The organism is Paenarthrobacter sp. YAF11_1 (assembly GCF_052113445.1).
In the GTDB taxonomy this organism is placed as follows: domain Bacteria; phylum Actinomycetota; class Actinomycetes; order Actinomycetales; family Micrococcaceae; genus Arthrobacter.
This window is the reverse complement of record NZ_JBFRDF010000001.1, coordinates 23,153-43,050: the sequence shown is the minus strand read 5'-3', so window position 1 is coordinate 43,050 and position 19,898 is coordinate 23,153. Positions and strand designations below refer to the sequence as shown.

Annotated in this window: 17 protein-coding genes and 1 riboswitch; of the genes, 14 read left to right on the top strand and 3 right to left on the bottom strand. The window is 63.4% G+C overall.

Features of this window, described 5'->3' with window-relative positions; all coding sequences use genetic code 11:
* Positions 1–158 precede the first annotated feature (158 nt).
* Both smc and ftsY read left to right on the top strand, forming a co-directional pair.
* Entirely contained in the window at positions 159–3,737 is a 3,579-nt protein-coding gene (smc, locus tag AB4Y77_RS00225; protein WP_442012637.1) for a chromosome segregation protein SMC, read from the top strand.
* 20 nt (positions 3,738–3,757) lie between these two features.
* Positions 3,758–4,963, top strand: a complete 1,206-nt coding sequence (gene ftsY, locus AB4Y77_RS00220) for a signal recognition particle-docking protein FtsY (RefSeq protein WP_442012636.1) — start codon at positions 3,758–3,760, stop codon at positions 4,961–4,963.
* Between the two features lie 79 nt (positions 4,964–5,042).
* On the opposite strand, the gene AB4Y77_RS00215 is transcribed toward ftsY, so the two are convergent.
* On the bottom strand, positions 5,043–6,263 hold the full coding sequence (locus AB4Y77_RS00215; RefSeq protein WP_442012635.1) for an MFS transporter: 1,221 nt from the start codon (positions 6,261–6,263) through the stop codon (positions 5,043–5,045).
* 260 nt (positions 6,264–6,523) lie between these two features.
* Between AB4Y77_RS00215 and AB4Y77_RS00210 the strand changes: the two genes are divergently transcribed.
* On the top strand, positions 6,524–7,852 hold the full coding sequence (locus tag AB4Y77_RS00210; protein WP_311213405.1) for an ammonium transporter: 1,329 nt from the start codon (positions 6,524–6,526) through the stop codon (positions 7,850–7,852).
* Positions 7,849–8,187: a P-II family nitrogen regulator gene (locus tag AB4Y77_RS00205; RefSeq protein WP_089595433.1), complete on the top strand. Its 339-nt coding sequence runs from the start codon at positions 7,849–7,851 to the stop codon at positions 8,185–8,187. The genes AB4Y77_RS00210 and AB4Y77_RS00205 overlap by 4 nt, the downstream gene beginning before the upstream one ends.
* 104 nt (positions 8,188–8,291) lie before the next feature.
* On the opposite strand, the gene AB4Y77_RS00200 is transcribed toward AB4Y77_RS00205, so the two are convergent.
* The gene (locus AB4Y77_RS00200; protein ID WP_442012634.1) at positions 8,292–9,692 is read right to left on the bottom strand and encodes a glucose-6-phosphate dehydrogenase; all 1,401 of its coding nucleotides are present in this window, start codon (positions 9,690–9,692) and stop codon (positions 8,292–8,294) included.
* Between the two features lie 167 nt (positions 9,693–9,859).
* Here AB4Y77_RS00200 and ffh point away from each other — a divergent pair, with 167 nt between their 5' ends.
* Together ffh and AB4Y77_RS00190 are read left to right on the top strand one after the other, a co-directional pair.
* Positions 9,860–11,440, top strand: a complete 1,581-nt coding sequence (ffh, locus tag AB4Y77_RS00195) for a signal recognition particle protein (RefSeq protein ID WP_442012633.1) — start codon at positions 9,860–9,862, stop codon at positions 11,438–11,440.
* Between the two features lie 65 nt (positions 11,441–11,505).
* Entirely contained in the window at positions 11,506–12,228 is a 723-nt protein-coding gene (locus AB4Y77_RS00190; RefSeq protein ID WP_442012632.1) for an alpha/beta fold hydrolase, read from the top strand.
* Here the strand turns inward: AB4Y77_RS00190 and thiC are convergent.
* Positions 12,211–14,064, bottom strand: coding sequence for a phosphomethylpyrimidine synthase ThiC (gene thiC / locus AB4Y77_RS00185; protein ID WP_442012631.1), 1,854 nt, complete (start codon positions 14,062–14,064; stop codon positions 12,211–12,213). The genes AB4Y77_RS00190 and thiC overlap by 18 nt on opposite strands.
* A riboswitch (TPP riboswitch) is annotated at positions 14,060–14,167 on the bottom strand. Its footprint overlaps the gene before it by 5 nt.
* A 96-nt stretch (positions 14,168–14,263) precedes the next feature.
* Between thiC and AB4Y77_RS00180 the strand changes: the two genes are divergently transcribed.
* The 8 genes from AB4Y77_RS00180 to rplS all read left to right on the top strand — a co-directional run bounded on the left by AB4Y77_RS00180 (position 14,264) and on the right by rplS (position 19,875).
* Positions 14,264–15,346, top strand: a complete 1,083-nt coding sequence (locus tag AB4Y77_RS00180; protein ID WP_442012630.1) for an amidohydrolase family protein — start codon at positions 14,264–14,266, stop codon at positions 15,344–15,346.
* Between the two features lie 78 nt (positions 15,347–15,424).
* The gene (locus AB4Y77_RS00175) at positions 15,425–16,297 is read left to right on the top strand and encodes a VOC family protein (protein ID WP_442012629.1); all 873 of its coding nucleotides are present in this window, start codon (positions 15,425–15,427) and stop codon (positions 16,295–16,297) included.
* 135 nt (positions 16,298–16,432) lie between these two features.
* Positions 16,433–16,870, top strand: a complete 438-nt coding sequence (locus tag AB4Y77_RS00170; RefSeq protein ID WP_442012628.1) for a hypothetical protein — start codon at positions 16,433–16,435, stop codon at positions 16,868–16,870.
* 237 nt (positions 16,871–17,107) lie between these two features.
* Positions 17,108–17,527 carry a 30S ribosomal protein S16 gene (gene rpsP, locus AB4Y77_RS00165; RefSeq protein ID WP_017199647.1) on the top strand — a complete coding sequence of 140 codons (420 nt, stop codon included), beginning with the start codon at positions 17,108–17,110 and terminating at the stop codon, positions 17,525–17,527.
* Position 17,528: 1 nt separating this feature from the next.
* A complete protein-coding gene (locus AB4Y77_RS00160) occupies positions 17,529–17,771 on the top strand; it encodes an RNA-binding protein (protein ID WP_011775119.1) in 243 nt (80 codons plus the stop codon).
* Positions 17,772–17,900: 129 nt separating this feature from the next.
* Positions 17,901–18,455: a ribosome maturation factor RimM gene (gene rimM / locus AB4Y77_RS00155; RefSeq protein WP_442012627.1), complete on the top strand. Its 555-nt coding sequence runs from the start codon at positions 17,901–17,903 to the stop codon at positions 18,453–18,455.
* Positions 18,456–19,256 carry a tRNA (guanosine(37)-N1)-methyltransferase TrmD gene (gene trmD / locus AB4Y77_RS00150; RefSeq protein WP_442012626.1) on the top strand — a complete coding sequence of 267 codons (801 nt, stop codon included), beginning with the start codon at positions 18,456–18,458 and terminating at the stop codon, positions 19,254–19,256. It abuts the gene before it with no gap.
* 265 nt (positions 19,257–19,521) lie between these two features.
* Complete coding sequence (rplS, locus tag AB4Y77_RS00145; protein WP_014922079.1) at positions 19,522–19,875, top strand: 50S ribosomal protein L19; 354 nt, start codon at positions 19,522–19,524, stop codon at positions 19,873–19,875.
* Positions 19,876–19,898 lie beyond the last annotated feature (23 nt).

The following is a 19,898-nucleotide window of genomic DNA, read 5'->3' as shown; positions in this document are numbered from 1 at the left end:
ATCACCGGAACGAACAGGTCAAGTTGCCCTTGGCAGGAGTGTAGGGGTGTGGCTGGCCGACCACAAGGCGTTCCGGCAACAGATCCGTGGATTTCGCTCAAACGGCAGTAGATTTAGGGGATACAACCACCCGGGCCACCCAGGAGAACCGAAGCGCCTTGCACCTGAAAAGTTTGACTGTCCGAGGATTCAAGTCGTTTGCGTCGGCTACGACGTTCGACTTTGAGCCCGGCGTCACTGCTGTTGTCGGGCCCAACGGGTCGGGTAAATCCAACGTGGTTGATGCCTTGGCGTGGGTGATGGGGGAGCAGGGCGCCAAGACCCTGCGCGGCGGCAAGATGGAAGATGTCATCTTCGCCGGCACATCCGGCCGGCCGCCCTTGGGCCGCGCGCACGTGTCCCTCACCATAGACAACGCGGACAACGCGCTCCCTATCGACTACAGCGAAGTCACCATCTCCCGGACTCTCTTCCGGACCGGCGGTTCCGAATACGCCATCAACGGAGCGCCCTGCAGGCTCCTGGACATCCAGGAACTCCTCTCCGATTCCGGCCTCGGCCGTGAAATGCACGTCATTGTGGGTCAGGGACAGCTGGACCGGGTTCTGCACGCCACACCGGAAGACCGGCGGGGTTTCATTGAAGAGGCCGCAGGCATCCTCAAGCATCGCCGCCGCAAGGAAAAGACTGTCCGCAAACTCGAAGCCATGCAGGCCAACCTGGCACGGCTCGGCGACCTCACCGCGGAAATCCGGCGGCAACTGACTCCGTTGGGCAAGCAGGCGGAAATCGCACGCCGTGCCCAGACAGTCCAGTTCGATGTCCGGGATGCCAGGGCGCGCCTCCTTGCCGATGACCTGGTGCAGCTCACTACCAGCCTTGAAAAGGATGTTGCTGACGAAGCCGCGTTGAAAGAACGGCGACTCGTGGTGGAGGCGGAGTTGGGGAGCGGACGTCGGCGCCAGGCTACCTTGGAACAGCAGGCTGCCGAAGCAACCCCGAAGCTCAACGCCGCGCGGGATCATTGGTACCAGCTCTCTGCCGGCCGGGAAAGGCTGCGTTCTCTGGGATCCCTCGCTTCTGAACGTCGCCGTCTTCTGGGTTCTTCGGAGGCTGCGGCGGACACAGGCCGGGACCCGGAACAGCTGGAACGCCAGGCGGCCCGGGTCCGCGACGAAGAGTCTGCCCTGCAGCACGACATCCTGGCGAAGCAAGCCGCACTCCTTGAAGCCACGGTGGCCAAGGACGCTGCGGAATCGCTGGCGGCCGCTGAAGACAAGAGACTGACTGCGATGTTGCGCGCCGCTGCCGACCGCAGGGAAGGGCTCGCCAGGCTGGCAGGCCAAGTGGCTGCGGCCAGGTCCAGGGCCGAAGCCGCCGAAGCTGAACGCGGCCGGCTCAGGGAATCCCTCGCATCCGGCGATGAACGTCGCCGCAAGGCCCAGAGCGAGTTCACTGCCCTTGAATCCCAGGTGGCAGGCGTTGAGGACGGCGAGGAGAGCCTGGATGCCGACTACGAAAATGCGAACGATGTCCTGGATGCCGTGCTTGCCGAAATTGAGGAACTGAAAGCCGCGGAACGGGAGGCTGTTCGCGAGCGGGATGCCTTGACGGCGCGCCGGGATGCTCTTCAACTGGGACTCAACCGCAAGGACGGCTCCGGCAGCCTGCTCTCGGCTGAGGGCGTTCTTGGGCCCCTGGCTGCGCTGGTAGCCATCGAACCGGGGTTTGAGGCTGCCATTGCTGCGGCTCTGGGTAGCGCCTCGGAGGCCTTGGTGGTGGCAGATGCAGATGACGCACTGGCGGCCATCGGTTCCTTGAAGAATAACGACGCCGGCCGCGCAGCATTGCTCCTGGCCGGCGGATGTGCCGGCAGTGCTGAAGCCCGCGCCGGTGTGCTCCTTCCCGCCGGCAGCCGCTGGGCTTCGGACGTCGTCAAGATTTCCGATCCCACGGCCCAAGGCGCGTTGGCCCTGCTGGTGGGGACCGCCGTCGTCGATGACCTTCGGACCGCGGCAGGGCTCGTCAAGGAACACCCGGATCTCACAGCGGTCACGCGTGAAGGCGATGTTTTCACAGCCTTGACCATCACCGGCGGCTCGGCCACAGCGCCGTCGCTGCTGGAAGTCCAGGCTGCAGTGGACGACGCCGGTGCCCGCCTCCAGGAGGTCACAGCCCGTTTGGAGCGGGGTCGCTTTGCCCTCGCCGGCGCCCAGTCCCGCCGCGCCGAAGCGCAGGACCGGGCCGACGCCGCGCTGGAACGCTTGCACGAGTCCGATGCCCGTCTGGCGGCAGTGGCGGAACGCCTGGGCCACCTCAATTCCGTCCTTCGCAGTGCCGTGGGCGAAAGCGACAGGCTTGCCGCCTCCATGGCCAAGGCCGAAGCCAACATTGCGGACGCCCAACTGGACCTTGAAGTCGCCGCGGAGCGGCTCGCCGCCGCCCAGGAGGCCCCCGACGAGGAACCCTCCACGGATCAGCGCGACGAACTCGCCGCGCAAGCCAGGATGGCCCGTTCCCTCGAGACAGAAGCCCGCCTGGCGCTCAGGACCGCCGAAGAGCAACTGGGGGCCATCAGCAACCGGGCCGCATCGCTTGAGAGGGCGGCCGCAACGGAACGGCGCGCCCGTGAAGAGGCGGCCCGTAGGGCCCAGCGCCGCCGTGCCCAAGCCCAGCGCGCCGCAGCTGTGGCGTCAGCCGTGGAACAAACACTGCGGTTCATCGATGTCTCAGTGGAGGCTGCCAGCTGGGAGCGCGACCTCGCAGAGCAGACACGGGAGCGGTTGGAGACGGAACTGACGCTCGTCCGGACCGGTAACGATGCTTTGGCGAAGGAGCTGGCCGAACTGACGGATTCCGTGCATCGGGACGAGATGGCGCGAACCCAGCAACGCTTGCGCATCGAGGCCTTGGAGACGCGTTCCATCGAGGAACTCGGCCTGTCCGCAGAGCAACTCGTGGCAGACTACGGACCCGAACTCCCTGTTCCAGTGCCCGCGGGCACGGCAACCGACAAGTGGGCAGAGCTCCGGACACCAGTCGATGAGCAGGGCGAAGCAGTCGTGGAAGGCATTCCGTTTGTCAGGGCTGAGCAGGAGAAGCGGCTGCGAAAGGCTGAGCGTGAACTGGCTGCCTTGGGCAAAGTAAACCCGCTGGCGCTGGAGGAGTTTGCCGCGCTGGAAGAACGGCATCAGTTCCTCAGCTCGCAGCTCGAAGACCTCAAATCCAGCCGCAAAGACCTGTTGGACATCATCAAAGAGGTGGACGCCCGGGTCCAGCAGGTCTTCACTGAGGCCTTTGCTGATACGTCTGCCCAGTTCGACCACGTCTTTGCCCGGCTTTTCCCGGGCGGTGAGGGCAAGCTGGTGCTCACGGATCCTGACGACATGCTGACCACGGGAATCGAAGTGGAAGCCCGGCCAGCAGGCAAGAAGATCAAGCGGCTGTCCCTGCTCTCCGGTGGTGAACGGTCCCTCACAGCAGTGGCGTTGCTGGTGGCGATTTTCAAAGCCCGCCCGTCGCCGTTCTACGTCATGGACGAAGTGGAAGCTGCCCTGGACGACACCAACCTGGGCCGGCTCATCACCATTTTTGAGGAATTGCGGGAGTCCAGCCAGTTGATTGTGATCACCCACCAGAAACGGACCATGGAAGTGGCAGACGCCCTCTACGGTGTGACGATGAGGGGCGATGGCGTCTCCACCGTCATCAGCCAGAGGCTCGGTGCCGGGGCGTAGCTTTATGAGAAGGTAGGGGAGTGAACGATTTCCTACCCATAATTCTGTCCATTCTCGCTGCCCTCGTGGTGGTCGGCGGACTCGTGCCGGTACTCCTGAAAGCCCGGAAGTCCGGAGCGAAGTACCCTGCAACCCGGGACGCCAACGACCCCCAGCAGTCGTCGGCAGCGGGCGGCGGAACCTTGGTGGAAGAGCGCCCGGAAGCGGTGAAAGCCCCGGCGCCCACCTTTGATGGAACCGTTGAGGGCGCGGATGTGCCCGACGACGCCGCAGGGCTCGAAACCATCGACATCGACACCCCCGCGCCTGTTGAAGGCCGCCTGACCCGCCTGCGCGCCCGATTGGTCAAGTCCAACAGCATCCTGGGCAAGGGCCTCTTGGCTCTGTTGTCGGGCGACAAGATCGACGAAAACGTGTGGGACGAGGTGGAGGAAACCCTCCTGCTGGCCGACCTCGGCACCGAACCCACCATGCAGCTGGTTGATGCACTGCGTGAGCGCGTCAAGGTCTTGGGCACCCGCAGCCCCGAGCACGTCAAGGCGATGCTCCGCGAAGAACTCATCAAGCTGGTGGATCCCTCCATGGACCGTTCCCTGAACGTCGAGCGCAAGGGTGACCGTCCCGCCGTCGTGCTTGTTGTTGGTGTGAACGGCGTTGGCAAGACCACCACAGTAGGCAAGCTGGCACGCGTCCTGGTTGCCGAAGACAAGGACGTCCTGCTGGGCGCAGCTGATACCTTCCGCGCAGCTGCTGCCGAGCAGTTGGCCACGTGGGGACAGCGTGTTGGCGTGCCTACCGTCAGGTCCGACATCGACGGCGCCGACCCCGCCTCGGTGGCTTACGAGGCCGTGAAGGCCGGCATCGACCAGGAAGTCGATGTTGTCATGGTGGATACCGCGGGACGACTCCAGAACAAGACCGGCCTGATGGACGAACTTGGCAAGGTCAAGCGCGTCATCGAGAAGCTGGCTGAAGTGGACGAGGTCCTGCTGGTACTGGACGCCACCACCGGGCAGAACGGCCTCAACCAGGCCCGCGTTTTCGCCGAGGTGGTCAACATCACCGGCATCGTGCTGACGAAGCTGGACGGAACCGCAAAGGGCGGCATCGTTGTGGCAATCCAGAAGGCGCTGGGCGTGCCGGTCAAGCTCATTGGCTTGGGCGAAGGCCCCGACGACCTCGCACCCTTCGACGCCGAGAGCTTCGTGGACGCTCTGCTCAACTAGCGCAGCTCCACAGCTTTCGCACCCAACTGGCTGGCAGCATGAGGTGCTCTGAGGACTCAGGGCACCCCGTGGCTGCCAGTCAGTTTTTGGGTTTAAGGGGTTCGCGGGCCAGCAGCCAACCTGATGCCGTGAGGAGGAGAACGCCACCTGTGATGCCGAAGGCCCAACCATAGCCCAGTTGGTCTGCCAGGAGGCCCGCCACAATCGGTCCGATGATGGCGCCAGTGTCTGCAGCCATTTGGAAGACCGCCAGCACTTTGCCTCCGGAGCGTCCCCGGCCGATGACATCCGCGACGGCGGCTTGTTGGGCCGGGCCCAGCAGGCCGGATCCGAACCCAGCCACCGCGGAAGCGATCAGGAATCCGGTCAGGTCCGTGGTGAGACCGATAACGCCGGTGGCCGCGCCCGTGATGACCAGTCCCGGGACCAGCAGGGGCTTTCGTCCCCAGGCATCGGCCAAACGCCCGGAGAAGGTCAACGCCAAGGCGTTGCCCACGGCAAAGATGGCCAAAGCCCAGGCTGCCGTCTCAGGTTTGGACTGCAGGACAGCCACCGCGAACAGTGGAATGGTGGCCATGCGGACGCCGAAGGTCACCCAACCGTTGCCGAAACTCGAGAACACCGCGGCACGGTAGGCGGAATCGGAGAGAGCTTCCTTCAGGGTCATGGCCGGCGCCGGCTCAGCATCTTGTACGGCGTTGCCTTCACCGCTCAGCATGGTCCGGACCACCAGCGCGGCTACCAGGAGCGCTCCTGCGTACGCCAGGAAGGGTACCCGGAGGCCGAAACCTGCCAGCAGTCCTCCCACTACCGGCCCCAGGACGCTGCCGATCAGGAAAGCCGAGGCGTACGCACCGGAGACCCGACCCCGCCGTTCAGGGGGCGCCAGGCGGATGAGCAGTCCCATGGCGGCCACGGTAAACATGACGGAGCCGGCTCCTCCGAGGCCGCGGAAAATCAGAAGTTGCCAGTAGTCCTGGGCAAACGCGCACGCCGCCGTGGACACCGCCACGATCAGCAGACCTGAGACGTAGACGTTCCGCTCTCCAAAGCGTCCGATCAGGGCACCGCCTGCCGGAGCAAACACCAGCCTCATGAAGGCGAAGATGCTGACGATCACCGCGGCAGCCGTGGCGCCAACGTCGAATGTAGTGGCGAATTGCGGCAGTACGGGCGCCACCAGCCCAAAGCCCAACGCGATCAGGAACGCTGCAGCCAACATCACCTTGATGTCGCGGGGCAACGGGGCTTTCTCCTGCCGGATCCTTGGAGCTTTGACGGATCTGGGCGACTCGGTCATACGGGGCGGGTCCTTCAAGGTGATGTGGGGCGGTGGTGGGCCGGATGGTCAAAACTGGGGATTTCCAGAGAAGTCCGACGCCTGAAACATATCCGTAACACCGAAGATATGCACCATTTACGTTGGGGAGGTTGTTGTAACCAGCGCGCAATATAAAACCCGAGCAGGTGAAACACGGCGGCACAAAACTCTTAAGCAGGACGCAAACGGCGTCAGGACAGCGGTTGAACCGCAGATCTAGCAAGAGAGGAACGTGCACCATGGAACTTACCGCAGGTCACGTATGGGTCATGGTGGCGGCGGCGCTTGTGCTGTTCATGACACCTGGTCTGGCATTTTTCTACGGCGGCATGACACGCGCCAAGGCAGCCTTGAACATGATGATGATGAGCTTCATCTCCATCGGCATCGTGGGCGTCGTCTGGGTGCTGTGGGGCGCCTCGATGAGCTCCGGCGAGGGCTTCATGGAGATCGTGGGCAACCCGTTCGCTACCTTCGGCCTTGAAGGCATCGATACCCCTGATGGCCTCATCAAGGTTGGCTATGCAGCCACCTTCGCCATCATCACCGTTGCACTGATCAGCGGCGCGATCGCTGACCGCGCCAAATTCGGCGCCTGGAGCATCTTCGTTCCCGTCTGGGTGACCTTGGTCTACTGCCCGCTGGCCTACATGGTCTGGGGTGGCGGACTGTTCGGTCCCGAAGGCGCAATCGGCAAGGCCCTCGGCCCTGCCATCGACTTCGCCGGCGGCACCGTGGTGCACATCAACGCCGGTGTGGCGGCACTCGTCCTGGTCCTCATCATCGGCAACCGCCGCGGCTTCGGCAAGGACCCGAACCACCGCCCGCACAACATTCCGTTCGTCATGCTCGGCGCAGCGATCCTCTGGTTCGGCTGGTTCGGCTTCAACGGCGGTGCCGCAACAACAGCAGAGCAGGGTGGCCTGATCTGGATCAACACCCTGGCAGCTCCCGCGGCGGCCATGATCGGCTGGCTCATCACCGAACGTGTCCGTGACGGACACCCGACCTCGCTGGGTGCCGCATCCGGTGTTGTTGCCGGCCTCGTGGCCATCACCCCCGCATGTGCCAACGTGAGCCCCGTCGGTGCCCTTGGGCTTGGCGTGGTCGCCGGTGTGGCTTCAGCCCTGGCCGTTGGCCTCAAGTTCCGCTGGGGCTTCGATGACTCCCTGGATGTTGTGGGCGTCCACCTCGTCTCCGGCATCATCGGCACCGTGGCATTGGGCTTCATCGCCCTTCCCACCGACGGCGTGGGCGGCGGCCTCTTCTACGGCGGCGGCATGGCCCAGATGTGGGCCCAGCTCGCAGCGGCCGGCATTGCCATCGCATTCTCGGCCATCATGACGGCCATCATCGCCTTCGCAATCCACAAGACCATGGGCTTCCGGGTTTCCACGGAACAGGAGAACGTTGGCGTCGACCTCAGCCTCCACGCTGAGACGGCCTACGAATTTGGAGTCAACGGCCACGGTGGCAGCTTCCAGCCGCTGCACAACGCAGTGACAGGAAAGTCGGAGACCGCCGCAGCCAAGACCCCCGCAGAAGGCAAGGAGAGTGTCCAGGCATGAAGCTCATTACAGCGATCGTCCGTCCCGAAAAGCTTGAAGCAGTCCGGGAAGGCCTCGAATCATACGGGGTCCAGGGCCTGACGGTCAGCGCGGCCAGCGGCTACGGCCGACAGCGCGGCTACACCGAGGTGTATCGCGGAGCCGAGTACAACGTGGACTTGCTGCCGAAGATCCGCATTGAGGTCCTCGCCACGGATGAGCAGGCCGACGACATCCTCGATGTCCTCATCGCCAGCTCCAACACCGGACGCGCCGGTGACGGCAAGGTGTGGACCGTGGATGTCTACGAAGCAGTCCGGGTCAGGACCGGTGAGCGCGGCTCGGCCGCAATCTAAGTCCTCCACCCACAAAGCGGGCCGGGTACCAGTCAAGGTACCCGGCCCGCTTTCGCGCTTTGAGGCTGGGGTCACGCCGGTTGCCTTTAGTCCGCTGACTGTCGTTAGTCCACGACGCCGGTGGGCCAGTCCGCCGGCCCCGCGCTGCCGGCGTCGTACTCTTCCAGCGGGACGTCGCCGCTCTCCCAGGCGCGAAGGACCGGCTCGATGATCCGCCAGCAGTCCTCGGCCGTATCACCGCGGACGGACAGGAGGGGATCACCGCTGAGGATGCCCTCCAACACCTCACCGTAGGGCAGCATGCCGGCGGCGTTGAGCTCGGTCACCAGGCTGGCGCGGTCCAGGGTGAAGATGTCGCCGGGGCCATTCACGTCAACATCAAGCTGGAGTACGTCCGGACCGAAACCGATGCGCAACTGGTTGGGGGAGTCCACGCCGGAGAAGCCCCTGGGGAGGTGGGGGACCGGGCGGAAGGTGATGACGGCTTCCTTGCGCCGCCGTCCCATGGCCTTGCCGGAGCGCAGGATGAACGGAACCCCATTCCAACGCCAGTTGTCGATGTCCACACGGACCTCGGCGAGGGTCTCAGTATTGCGGGCCGGATCAACCCCGTCTTCCGCTGCGTAATCCGGCACCGACCGTTCCCCGAGGGTTCCGGCGGTATACCGTGCCCGTCGTGTGGAGTCTTTGAACGGGGCCTTGATGCTGCTGGCACGCAGAACGGTGGCCACGGCATCGCGCAGGTCCCGCTCTTCGAGGGTTGCCGGCGCATCGATCGCCAGGAAAGCCATGATGTGCAGGAGGTGGCTCTGGATCATGTCCCGGAGCGCCCCGGCAGTGTCGTAGTACCGGGCGCGTCCCTCGAGGGCCAGATCCTCGTCAAAGACGATCTCCACTTTTTCGATGTGTTCGCGGTTCCACACAGGCTCCAGGAACCGGTTGGCGAATCGAAGGCCCAGGATGTTCAACACCGTGGCTTTGCCCAGGAAGTGGTCCACGCGGTGGATGTGGTCTTCGGGGACCAGAGCTGCGAGCGTCTTGTTCAGCTCGTGGGCGGATTCCGTGCCTGAGCCGAAGGGCTTCTCCATCACCAGGCGTGTCCCGGCAGGCACCTGATCGCTGTGGAGTACCTCGCAGGCCTTCTGGCTGACCTGGGGAGGCAAAGCGAAATAGATGGCGACAGGTCCCTGCAGCCTGGCCAGGAGGTCAGCCAGGGGACCGTCCGCTGTGACATCAAGCTGGTGGTACTCGGTGGCGTCAGCGACTGTTGCCAGTGCCGCCCGGCCGGCATCATCAGCCGTGCCGGAAGCCGCGTTGAACGCGCCCGCAACCCGCTCCCGCCATTGTTCCGGAGACCAGGGGTCCGAGCCCGCACCCACCAGCCGTAATCCGGGAGCCCTGCCGGAAGCCAGCAGTCCAGCCAGTCCGGGAAGCAGGAGCCTTCCTGTCAGGTCCCCGGAGGCGCCGAGGATGAGCAACGTTTTTACAGTTGTTTTGCTGGTCACTGTGCCAGCATGCCATCTTGCAGGTGCGACTTGGTACCCTAGATAGTCGAGTCCCCTAGTCGATTCAGATTTGTTGGGTTGAGACATGTTTGCTGGGGGCAATCGTCAAGACTCTGGTGTGCCGCATTGGCCGCCATTCGCAGACCATCGAAAGAAGTGCACGGCGCGTGTTCAATTCACTCTCTGACCGGTTGACAGCAACCTTCAAGAACCTTCGTGGCAAGGGCCGCCTCACCGAGGCTGATGTTGATGCCACAGTCCGGGAGATCCGCCGCGCCCTGCTGGACGCGGATGTTGCAGTATCCGTGGTCCGTGAATTCACCGGCCGCGTGCGCGAACGTGCCTTGGGCGCCGAGGTTTCGGGCGCGTTGAACCCGAGCCAGCAGATCGTCAAGATCGTCAACGAGGAACTCAAAGAGATCCTCGGTGGCGAGACCCGCCGGATCCGCTTGGCCAAGAACGGCCCCACCATCATCATGCTTGCCGGACTCCAGGGTGCAGGCAAGACCACCCTTGCCGGCAAGCTGTCCAAGTGGCTCAAGGCCCAAGGACACAGCCCCATGCTGGTTGCCTGCGATCTTCAGCGGCCCAACGCCGTCACGCAGCTCCAAGTGGTGGGCCAACGCGCCGGCGTCCCGGTGTTCGCTCCGCACCCTGGTGCCACCTCCGAGCTCGAGCACCCGGCCGGTGACCCCGTAGCCGTCGCGAAGGCCGGCGTTGAGGAAGCGCGCCAGAAGCTCCACGACGTCGTGATAGTTGATACCGCCGGCCGCCTTGGCGTCGACGCCGAGATGATGGACCAGGCCCGCCGGATCCGCCAGGCCATCATCCCCAACGAAGTCCTCTTCGTGATCGACTCCATGATCGGCCAGGACGCCGTCAACACGGCGATGGCATTCGATGAAGGCGTCAACTTCACGGGCATCGTGCTGTCCAAGCTCGACGGCGACGCCCGCGGTGGTGCGGCGTTATCGGTTGCGTCCGTGACCGGCAAGCCGGTGATGTTCGCCTCCACCGGTGAAGGCCTGGATGACTTCGAGCTCTTCCACCCGGACCGCATGGCTTCGCGCATCCTGGACATGGGTGACGTCCTTACCTTGATCGAACAGGCTGAGAAGGCCTGGGACAAGGACGAAGCTGCCCGGATGGCGAAGAAGTTCGCCGACCAGGAAGACTTCACCCTGGACGACTTCCTCGCCCAGATGCAGCAGATCCGCAACATGGGCTCCATGAAGAAGATGCTCATGATGATGCCGGGTGCGCAGAACATCCGTCAGCAGCTGGAGAACTTCGATGAGAAGGAGATCGACCGCGTCGAAGCAATCGTCCGGTCCATGACGCCGCACGAACGCGTCGCTCCGAAGATCATCAACGGCTCACGCCGCGCCCGTATCGCCAAGGGTTCGGGTGTCCACGTGTCCGAGGTCAACGGCCTGCTGGAGCGCTTTGCCCAGGCCCAGAAGATGATGAAGAAACTTGCCCAAGGCGGCGGTATGCCGGGTATGCCCGGGATGCCTGGCCTTGGCGGACCCGGCGGAGGCCGCAAGGGCGGCAAGAATGCGCCCAAGAAGAAGGCCCGTTCAGGCAACCCTGCCAAAGCAGCACAGGAACTGCGCGATGCCGAAGCCAAACGGGCGAATGCAGCCTCGGCAGCACCGTCGGGTGCCGCTTTCGGCCAGAGCGCGGCAGACTTCGACCCCTCTTCGCTCAACCTTCCCAAGGGCTTCGACAAGTTCCTCGGCAAATAGGCCGTGGCTGACATCCCCAACCGCGTCGCAGTTGGGATGTCAGGGCCGTGGAATAGGCTGAACCAATGCATAAGCAGCGCGTAGTCTTCCTTCACGGCCTGGGCAGCTTCGGTGCTGCAGCATGGCCGAAACAGCACGGCATGGCCCTCGCTTATGACGCGCTGTTCCTGCGCCGGCACGGCTTTGACCCCGCCGCAGACCCCGTGGAATCGAGCGTCGCCGCGGACGTTGCCATTGTGATCAATGCCCTGGCGGATTCGGGAGGTGGCCACGTCGTTGCGCACGAGCAAGGTGCCATCTCCGCCATGCTTGCTGCCATCGAACGTCCGGACCTGGTGTATTCGCTGAGCTTGGTTGAGCCTGCTTGTTTGTCCCTGACGGCCGAGCTTCCAGCCACAGCTTCCCACCGTGCCCTCATGGCACCGCTGTTCGATGTACGGAGCCAGCTCAACGACGCCGACTATCAACGTGAGTACTACCGCCGGGCGTTTTCTGCCGAAACGGGGGGATTGGATACTCCCGAAGCGCGCCGTTCCGCCCGCAGGCTCAGGCTTCAAGCCCCGCCCTGGGAAGCTTCGCTGCACATCGTACCCGGCGTCCCCACGTTGGTTCTCACCGGTGGGTGGGAACCCCTGTACGAAGAAATCGCCGGCTATCTCCAGGAAACCGGCGCCCTCCGCCGTGTTGCTGCGGGAGGACACCGGCCCCAGGATTCAGTGGACGGCGATCACATCATCCGCTCGTTTGTTGGCGACGTCGGACGGGCCATGTCAGTTCAGGCTTCCTGAGCCGGCCTCAACCGTGCCTGGGCTGCCGGGTACCTGAAGTTCCGGCAAATAGACCTTTCCGCCCGATGCCAGGAATTCCTGGCTCTTTCCGCGCATGCCACTGTACATTTCCGCTATGGCCGTCTGCGCCTCTTCTGATCCGTATTCGTCACGGATGTCCTGGCTGATGCGCATCGAACAGAACTTGGGGCCGCACATGGAACAGAAATGGGCGGTCTTGGCCGGTTCGGCCGGCAGCGTTTCGTCATGGAAGGCTTCCGATGTCACAGGGTCCAACGAGAGGGCAAACTGGTCCCGCCAACGGAATTCGAACCTGGCCTTTGACAGGGCATCGTCACGCTCATGGGCCCCCGGATGGCCCTTGGCGAGGTCGGCGGCGTGGGCTGCGATCTTGTACGTGATGACACCGGTCTTGACGTCGTCCTTATTGGGAAGACCCAAATGTTCCTTGGGGGTCACGTAGCAGAGCATGGCAGTGCCGTACCTGGCGATCTCGGCGGCGCCGATGGCTGAGGTGATGTGGTCATAGCCAGGAGCGACATCGGTGACCAAGGGCCCCAAGGTGTAGAAGGGGGCTCCTTTGCACAGTTCCTGCTGGCGTTCCACATTTTCCCGCACCAGGTGGAACGGCACGTGGCCAGGTCCTTCCACCATCACCTGCACATCGAACTCCCACGCCCGCTGTGTCAGTTCGGCGAGTGTATCCAACTCGGCGAACTGGGCTGCGTCGTTGGCATCGGCGGTTGCGCCCGGGCGCAGGCCGTCGCCCAGCGAGAAGGCGACGTCGTACTGGGCGAAGATTTCGCAGAGCTCGTCAAAATGCGTGTAGAGGAAGTTTTCCTGATGGTGCGCCAGGCACCAACCCGCCATGATCGACCCGCCACGGGAGACAATTCCCGTGACCCGGTTGGCGGTCAGCGGCACATATCGCAGAAGCACGCCGGCGTGGATGGTCATGTAGTCCACGCCCTGCTCACATTGCTCGATCACAGTGTCCCGGAATATCTCCCATGTCAGCTTGTTCGCCTCGCCGTTGACCTTCTCCAGCGCCTGGTAGATGGGGACCGTCCCGATGGGGACCGGGGAGTTGCGGATGATCCACTCCCGGGTGGTGTGGATGTCGTCGCCAGTGGAGAGATCCATGACGGTATCGGCACCCCACTGAGTGGCCCACTGCAGTTTGTCCACCTCCTCCGCGATGGAGCTCGTCACGGCTGAGTTGCCGATGTTGGCGTTGATCTTCACCAGGAATGCCTTGCCGATGATCATCGGCTCTGACTCGGGATGGTTGATGTTGTTGGGAATGATCGCCCGTCCTGCGGCGACTTCGCTGCGGACCAGCTCAACGTCGCAGCCCTCCCGCAACGCGACGAACTGCATCTCCGGAGTCACCGTGCCCTGCTTGGCATAGTGCATCTGCGTGACGGTTTTACCTTCGACGGCGCGGCGGGGCACCGGTTGAGTGCCCTTCCACTCTGCTGATGCTTCGCCGCGCCGAACCGCAGACTTGCCGTCGTCCAGCAGGTTTCGTTCCCGTCCGCGGTAAGCCACGGTGTCACAGCGGGCTTCGATCCATGAAGAGCGGAAAGGCTCAAGCCCTACAACGGGATCGCTGCCGGGACCCGCCGTGCGGTACACCTGGAACGCCGGGTTTGCTTTGCCGTTGGGGGAGGGCTCCAAAGCGATCTCCGTGACGGGCACCCGGATCCCGTGGTCCGGGTCCTCAAGGTAGGCCAATGAATGGGATTTCAGCGATTGCGTCACGGATTCCGGTGTCTTTGCGCTGGAGTCGGCCCGGTTTTGGGCAGGGCTGTGCTGTGTTTTGGTGGTGCTCAAAGGATTACTCACTTCCTTCGCCGGCATTACCCGGACAGGTTCAACGGTCGCAGACTGCATCAGTCCGATCTCAGCCCCTGCAGGGGCCCCCGTGTGGTCGTAGACGAAGCTACCACAGCTCCCCGGAGGCTCCCAGTCACATGGAGTCCGGGGTTGCAGCAACCTGAACTCCCTTGGACTTGCGGACTAGGCTTTTTCCATGGCCAAGATCATCGAATTCACCGGACCCGTGCTCGTGTCACGGAACGACCAGCGCCATGGGATGTGGTCCGTGGACGGCACCTTGACGTTTGTGCGCCCCACGAAGGCACCGGACTGCGTTCTAGATGGCTGGGTCCTCCCGGGCTTCGTTGATGCCCACTGCCACATCGGTTTGGGAGTGGGCGGCGCTGTTGACGAGCGGACCACCCTTGCCCAAGCCCAGGCTGACCTCAACGCAGGGACTCTGCTGATCCGGGACGCCGGATCACCCAGTGACACCCGTTGGGTCCAGCAACGTTCGGACGTGCCCCGGCTGATCCGGGCCGGAAGGCATATTGCCCGGAGCCGGCGCTACCTCCGCGGTTTGGGGCATGAAATCGAACCGGAACAACTCGTGGAGACCGTTCGGAAGGAAGCCCGGGATGGAGACGGGTGGGTCAAGTTGGTGGGGGACTGGATTGACCGTGGCGTGGGTGACCTCGCTGCCTCCTTCCCCGCGAAAGTCGTCAAGGACGCCATCTCTGCCGCCCACGATGAAGGTGCCAGGGTGACGGCCCACTGCTTTGCCGAAGACACAGTGGACGACATGCTGGATTCCGACATCGACTGCATTGAACACGCGACCGGCCTGCTGCCACGACACATTCCGCGTTTGGTGGAACAGTCCGTGCCGATCGTTCCTACCTTGGTCAATATCGCGACCTTCCCGGACATCGCTGCCCAGGCTGCTCCGAAGTTTCCTGTCTATGCGGACCACATGGTGCGGCTTTGGGAGCGGCGGCGTGAGCGTGTGCTGGAGGCCTTTGAGGCCGGGGTGGCCATCTACACGGGCACAGACGCCGGAAGCGTGATCAAGCACGGCAGGATCGCCGAGGAAATGAAGGAATTGCACGACGCCGGCCTGCCGCCGGCGGCGGTCGTGGACGCCGCGGCGTGGCGTGCCCGGGAGTGGCTGGGAGCCGAAGGCATCAGCGAAGGGGCGAGTGCCGACGTCGTGCTGTGTTCCGAGGATCCCAGGATCCGGCTCGAGACTGTTTCCAACCTCAAGCACATCGTTCTTCGGGGTTCCTTGGTCCGTTAGGAATAAATTGAAGCTTCAAGTAATTTAGAGAAGTAGGAACGGTGCTGATGAGCGGCACCTCGAACTCGGGAGCTTCACATGACCACACCACTCAGCCAGGATCTTCTGCCTGCCGAACTGACCATGGGCACTGTCATGCTCAAGGTCGGCGACATGACGGTCATGAGCGACTACTATCAGCGGGCCCTTGGCCTTGACGTCGTGGCCGAGCAGGATGGTGGGCTTTACTTGGGGCGCGTCGGAAAGCCCGTGGTGCACCTTGCTCCGGCCTCAGGGCTCCAGATTCCAGGCCGCGGGGAGGCCGGCCTGTTCCACACGGCCATTCTTTTCCACGATCAGCCTTCACTGGCTGCCACCATCGCCACCGCCGCCGAGTACGAGCCCCGCGCGTTTGCGGGCAGTGCCGACCACCTGGTCAGCGAAGCGTTCTACTTTACCGATCCTGAAGGCAATGGGATTGAGCTCTACTGCGACAAGCCGCGTGAACTCTGGCAGTGGGACGGCAAGAATGTGGTGATGGACAATGTTGCCTTGCCTCCGCAGCGATTCCTCCAGCAGCACCTGAGTGAAGCGGCGGTGACCGGACAGCGCGAGGCGGAGGCCGGAATCGGACACGTTCACCTGCAAGTGGGCGACGTCGCAACTGCCCAGCACTTCTACGTGGAAACCCTGGGCTTTGAGCGGACCGCGGGCTGGCATGGCCAGGCGTTGTTCGTTTCCGCCGGCGGCTACCACCACCACATGGCCATGAACGTGTGGAACAGCCGTGGCGCCGGGCCCCGCAAGGACACGCTGGGCCTGGGGGAAGTGCTCATTGAGGTACCCGGCACGGACCACGTCGCGGCGCTGGCGGATCGCCTGAGGATCGCAGGAGTGCAGAACCACCACACCGGCGCCGAACTTCACTTCGAGGATCCGTGGCGGAACAAACTGCGGGTCGCTGTCCGCTAAGCACCGCCACTCCTGCTGCGCCGGCACACACCCGCTGCACTGCCTGCTCCTGCATTAGGCTGGGCATTGACGGCATGGAACCAATCGGGTTTTGTGCCGCCGCCCCGTCAGCACGAAGGAATGAGAGTACTTTCCATGGGCTTTGCCGAAATTTTTGTAGCCACCCACGATGAAGCGCTCAAGCGGGCAGCAGCCCTGGATAAGGGCGCGGATGTCACCGGCCCCGCCGTCAGGATTGAGGGCATTACCGATTTCGAAGTGGAGCAGTTGGGTGACCTTGCCGGCCAGGCGGTCCACGCAGCCGGTGCTGACTATGAACTTGCCCTGGTTGATGTCACCAGTGATGCACTTCTGGGTGTCCCGGAAGCCATGGTGCGGGCACTGGCCGAGCTGTTGACTTACGAGAGCGAAGGAGAGGAAAACGTCCTCGATGACGTTGCTGCGGCCTGGGCTGCGCAGGACGACATGCCCTTCGCTGCCGCTCAATCCCGCCAGTACGTCCAGCAGTTGGCTGCCTTGGCAACCGATGTTGAAAAGGTGGAACGGTCCGGGCTCTACGTCTGGTCCGAATAGCACCCCGGCCCCTGTTTGCACGCACCGTGCACCCCCCCGCGGGTGAGCAACAACACACGGGCCCACGTGGCGTAAGTCGTATTTGCTCCGGGCATCTGGCACAATAGACAGGTACTCGATCGGTGCGGCCCCTCTCTCCGTGCTCGTATCTTGTCCTTCGAACCGTCCAGTATGGCCCGCCCCACGGGTGCAGAACGTCGGGTTCACCTCGTTTCAGAAACAGGAGTGACCACAAAAGTGGCCGTAAAGATTCGCCTTAAGCGCTTCGGTAAGATGCGCGCACCGTACTACCGCATCGTCGTCATGGATGCCCGCGCCAAGCGCGATGGCCGTGCCATTGAAGAAATCGGCAAGTACCACCCCACCGAAGAGCCGTCGTACATCGAGGTCGCTTCCGAGCGCGCCCAGTACTGGCTGTCCGTTGGCGCCCAGCCGACCGAGCAGGTTGCTGCGATCCTCAAGATCACCGGTGACTGGCAGAAGTTCAAGGGCCTCCCGGGCCAGGAAGGCACCCTGAAGACCAAAGCTCCGAAGGAAGCCTTCGTAGCACCGGAGAAGGGTTCCGTCATCATTCCGGAAGCCATCACCAAGAAGGCCAAGAAGGACGAAGCAGAAGCTCCGGCCGAGGCTGAAGCAGAGACCACCGAGGCTGAGTAAGTTGCTGGCAGAAGCGCTCGAGCACTTGGTCCGTGGGATCGTTGACAGCCCTGAGGATGTCAAGGTCAGTGCCAAGAACAACCGCCGCGGGGAATCCCTTGAGGTGCGCGTTCACCAGGAGGACCTCGGACGGGTGATCGGCCGTCAAGGACGCACCGCACGCGCATTGCGCACAGTGGTTGCAGCTTTGGCTGGTGGCGAGCAGGTCAGGGTCGACGTCGTCGACACCGACCGCCGCCGGTAACGCGCTCAGCACTGCTTGTCTTAGGTCCGGCCCCTTCACCGAATATGGTGGAGGGGCCGGATTGCTTTATCCACCATTTCATCACCGTGGCTGCCCGGCGGCGCGGTACACAAGAATTCAGAGGAACCCATGCAGCTCCAGGTGGCCCGGATCGGCAAACCCCATGGCATCCGCGGCGAGGTGACCGTCCAGGTACTCACCGACGCCCCTTCCGAGCGTTTCGTCGCAGGAACCGAGTTCATTGTGGAACCGGCAACAGCCGGCCCGTTGACCATCCGCAGTGCCCGGTGGAACAAGGACATCCTGCTGTTGGGTTTCGATGAGATCGCCGACCGCAACGAAGCTGAAGTCATCCGTGGTGCGAAGCTCTTCATCGAGACCGAAGAGCTTGACGACGAAGACGACGACGAAGGCTGGTACGAGCACGAACTGGTCGGCCTCGAGGCGCGGGTTGGTTCGCAGGTCGTTGGCAAGGTGGCCGCCCTCAACACCATGCCCGTCCAGGACCTGCTGATGGTCAAGACCGACGACGGCAAGGAAATCCTGGTTCCCTTCGTCGAGGAGATCGTTCCCGAGGTCAATGTTGAGGGCGGGTACATCCTGATCACCCCGCCGGCCGGCCTCTTTGAAGTCAACGACGACTCATCTGAGGAGCCCACGGACGGTGCGGGGGATGAAGCCTGAATGAGGATTGATGTTGTCAGCATCTTCCCGGAGTACCTTGCGCCGTTGGAGCTCTCGCTCATAGGGAAAGCCCGCCAGGACGGTCTGCTGGAACTCAACGTCCACGACTTGCGCGCGTTCACCACGGACAAGCACCGGACCGTGGATGATACCCCGTATGGTGGCGGCGCCGGGATGGTGATGAAGCCGGAACCGTGGGCACAGGCCCTCGAATCAGTGGCCGGTGCTCGCGAAGGGTCCAAGCCGGTACTCATCGTTCCGTCTCCGGCGGGGGAGCGTTTCAATCAGGCCCTCGCCTATGAGCTCGCCGAGGAGGAGCAGCTGGTCTTCGCCTGTGGGCGCTATGAAGGCATTGACGAACGCGTCATCGACTGGGCGCAGGACCACTTCACTGTCCGGCCTGTCAGCCTTGGTGATTACGTGCTCAACGGCGGCGAAGTTGCCGTGCTGGCCATGGTCGAAGCCATCGGCCGGCTCCTTCCCGGCGTGGTGGGAAACCCTGAGTCCCTGGTGGAAGAGTCCCATTCGGACGGCCTCCTGGAGTACCCCGTCTACACCAAGCCGTCCTCGTGGCGCGACCATGACGTCCCTGCTGTCCTGCTGAGCGGCAACCACGGAAAGATCGCCCAATGGCGACGTCACGAGCAATTCCGGCGGACCGCAGAGCGCCGTCCGGACCTTCTGGAAACGTTCGACGCCGGTGCCCTGAGCCGCGCTGACCGCAACGCCCTCGCTGACCTCGGGTACGACTTCGTTGACGGGCGCTTGCGTCCCCGGTCCGGTGGCGACGCCGCAATCTGAGGTCCGCCGCCGCCGTCGAACGTTCAATAGTCCTGACAGTTGGCCCGATGGCAGCGCATATGGCAGAATTAACCCTTGTGTCTACTGGGCTGACACCTGCCACAGGGGGAGTTCAGCCAACAGTCGGACAACCCGGCCGCGCCAATCAGTGGCGGAGCCGGACACTAAGAAACTTCGGCGGAGATTTCCGGTGGCCTTTCGTGCCCCGGGCTTGTCTGCCGTAACCCAAAGTGAATGACCTGTGGCGTTCACCAGGAGTGGATTAATGCATATCCTCGATAGCGTAGATGCAGCCTCGCTGCGTAACGATGTTCCTGAGTTCCGCGCGGGTGACACCCTCAAGGTTCACGTCAACATCATCGAAGGCAAGAACTCCCGTGTCCAGGTTTTCCAGGGCTTCGTCCTGGGCCGCCAGGGTGACGGCGTTCGCGAAACCTTCACTGTGCGCAAGGTTTCCTTCGGTGTCGGCGTAGAGCGTACCTTCCCGGTACACTCCCCGATCATCGACAAGATCGAGGTCGTCACCAAGGGTGACGTCCGCCGCGCCAAGCTTTACTACATGCGCGCACTGCGCGGTAAGGCTGCGAAGATCAAGGAAAAGCGCGACTTCGCCAAGTAAGTCCTGCGACTTATGTAACGGGT

Coding starts and splice junctions, on each gene's coding strand:
- AB4Y77_RS00215 (WP_442012635.1), bottom strand. CDS start 6,263: ATGACCGAGTCGCCCAGATCCGTCAAAGCTCCAAGGATCCGGCAGGAG.
- AB4Y77_RS00210 (WP_311213405.1), top strand. CDS start 6,524: ATGGAACTTACCGCAGGTCACGTATGGGTCATGGTGGCGGCGGCGCTT.
- AB4Y77_RS00205 (WP_089595433.1), top strand. CDS start 7,849: ATGAAGCTCATTACAGCGATCGTCCGTCCCGAAAAGCTTGAAGCAGTC.
- AB4Y77_RS00190 (WP_442012632.1), top strand. CDS start 11,506: ATGCATAAGCAGCGCGTAGTCTTCCTTCACGGCCTGGGCAGCTTCGGT.
- AB4Y77_RS00180 (WP_442012630.1), top strand. CDS start 14,264: ATGGCCAAGATCATCGAATTCACCGGACCCGTGCTCGTGTCACGGAAC.
- AB4Y77_RS00175 (WP_442012629.1), top strand. CDS start 15,425: ATGACCACACCACTCAGCCAGGATCTTCTGCCTGCCGAACTGACCATG.
- AB4Y77_RS00170 (WP_442012628.1), top strand. CDS start 16,433: ATGGGCTTTGCCGAAATTTTTGTAGCCACCCACGATGAAGCGCTCAAG.
- rimM (WP_442012627.1), top strand. CDS start 17,901: ATGCAGCTCCAGGTGGCCCGGATCGGCAAACCCCATGGCATCCGCGGC.
- trmD (WP_442012626.1), top strand. CDS start 18,456: ATGAGGATTGATGTTGTCAGCATCTTCCCGGAGTACCTTGCGCCGTTG.
- rplS (WP_014922079.1), top strand. CDS start 19,522: ATGCATATCCTCGATAGCGTAGATGCAGCCTCGCTGCGTAACGATGTT.